The organism is Deltaproteobacteria bacterium (assembly GCA_009930495.1).
In the GTDB taxonomy this organism is placed as follows: domain Bacteria; phylum Desulfobacterota; class Desulfovibrionia; order Desulfovibrionales; family Desulfomicrobiaceae; genus Desulfomicrobium.
This window is the reverse complement of record RZYB01000343.1, coordinates 1-1,742: the sequence shown is the minus strand read 5'-3', so window position 1 is coordinate 1,742 and position 1,742 is coordinate 1. Positions and strand designations below refer to the sequence as shown.

Below are 1,742 nucleotides of genomic sequence, written 5' to 3'. Positions count from 1 at the left end.
CCTCGTCGGAGGTAAAATATCTCCCAAGGCCTATTTCTTCGGGAAGCCTTCGGGAAATTGCGCGGCGGAGTCGCAGACGTCGTGCCACGGGGCTTTCATTGAGACCCAGATATGGCTTTGGGGCTTCATCCGGGGATCGTCGTCCAGCGAGCCCGCGCGGATCAGCACCATGCCCGGGCGCTGCTCGGCGCGCGAGAACAGAGGACAGCCGCAGGTCTGGCAGAACGAGCGGAACTTGCCGGGCGAGGAGTTGTAGGCCACGAGGTTGTCCGCGCCGGCCACGACCTTGAACCCGCCGTCCTCCACGGCCAGGACCGACGAAAACGCGGAGCCGGTGAATTTCCGGCAATCCGGACAATGACAGTTTGCGAAGATCAGGATTTTCCCCGCGCTCTCGTACCGCACTTTCCCGCAATAGCAACTGCCCGTCAGCATGGAGGCCTCCTTGGATTCAGGGAAAGCGTACCGCAGACCGCCCGAAACGCCAAGGGGGAGAAAACCAACCACGGATGGACGCGGATGCACACGGATGGGGAGGGAAAAAGCAGCCGGCTCACACGGAGACGCGGAGGCACGTAAGAGGGCGGAGACCCCATTACGACCCCTTCACGGATCAACACGGATGGGGAGGGGAAAAGCAGTCTGTTCTCACGGAGGCACGAAGTGGAGCAAGAAGAATATTCCGACGGGATCTGTCTCCGAAGAAGCTAATCACGGATTGAAATGATTAAACTACGAAACCGATTTCTACACGAACTGAAGAACTCTAACTTTTCTCATAAATATTTCTTCAAGTTCCTTCCAAAATGCACTTTGGCTCGAGCGCACCTTGTCTGCTGGACCTTTAACTTCGCAAAAAAACCAATCTGAAAGGTCTGGTTTATATACAAAAAGATCCGGTGGTCCCCTATAGCCATGTTTTTTCTTGGCGACCCACATGCGCTCAAACATAGGCGGAGAAATGCACTGATGGAAGATTAATGCCTTGCGCGGGTGTCGTTCCTTGGGTGTTTTAATGTCATATTTTTCCACAAGGCATAAATACCCGCGCTCATGCCACCAAATGGCGGCGCATGCTTCATAAAAGTGGTGATGTCGTTGGTTAAGGAATATTTCAAGGTCCCGCTCGTCAAATAGTTCAGGATATTTCTTGGCCCATTGTTTTTGTAGTTCTCCCTGCCGCCAGAGTAATTCTGCGGCTTTATCCGCGACAACCGGACCAAGTACTTCGAACGGAGAACTATCTTGTATATCAGTCATCATGGGCTCCATATGTTGGAGGACGCGATGGTATTATTCCGCCCGCGCGCGATATGCCATATTCGGTGGGATATTTTGCCAAGCTAGGCCGAGGTTGGCGAGGCGTTAATCAGAGTCAATGTCCTGAGCGGAATTTCTAAGAAAGGCGGTGCGGAGGGGTTGCCGGCTGTTGAGCTCCCCGCGGCCTTGCGCCGTGGGAAGCGAAGTTAGCTCCCCCACCACGCAAGGTGGTGGGGCCCGCCCGAACCGCCTACTTCGCTTCGTAGCGCCGTTTGTGGTCTTTGATGCCGGCGAGGCGGAAGGGGCCGGAGCGGTAGGGGGCGAAGACGTGGTCGGCGCCGTCTTTGGGGACGCCGTAGTTGAAGATGTCTTCGTACTGGCGATAGGTGACGGGGGTGCGGACGTCGAGCATGGCGCGGTGCTGGTCGGTGAAGAGGTGCTCGCGGTAGCCGCGCTGGACGACGCCGGAGAAAAATTCGGCC

2 protein-coding genes are annotated in these 1,742 nt (G+C 56.1%); both read right to left on the bottom strand.

From position 1 onward, the window contains the following. Positions 1-30: 30 nt before the first annotated feature. Positions 31-435 carry a GFA family protein gene (locus EOL86_14510; GenBank protein ID NCD26784.1) on the bottom strand — a complete coding sequence of 135 codons (405 nt, stop codon included), beginning with the start codon at positions 433-435 and terminating at the stop codon, positions 31-33. 312 nt (positions 436-747) lie between these two features. Next, entirely contained in the window at positions 748-1,272 is a 525-nt protein-coding gene (locus EOL86_14505) for a hypothetical protein (GenBank protein NCD26783.1), read from the bottom strand. Positions 1,273-1,742: the final 470 nt, after the last annotated feature.

Coding starts and splice junctions, on each gene's coding strand:
- EOL86_14505 (NCD26783.1), bottom strand. CDS start 1,272: ATGGAGCCCATGATGACTGATATACAAGATAGTTCTCCGTTCGAAGTA.
- EOL86_14510 (NCD26784.1), bottom strand. CDS start 435: ATGCTGACGGGCAGTTGCTATTGCGGGAAAGTGCGGTACGAGAGCGCG.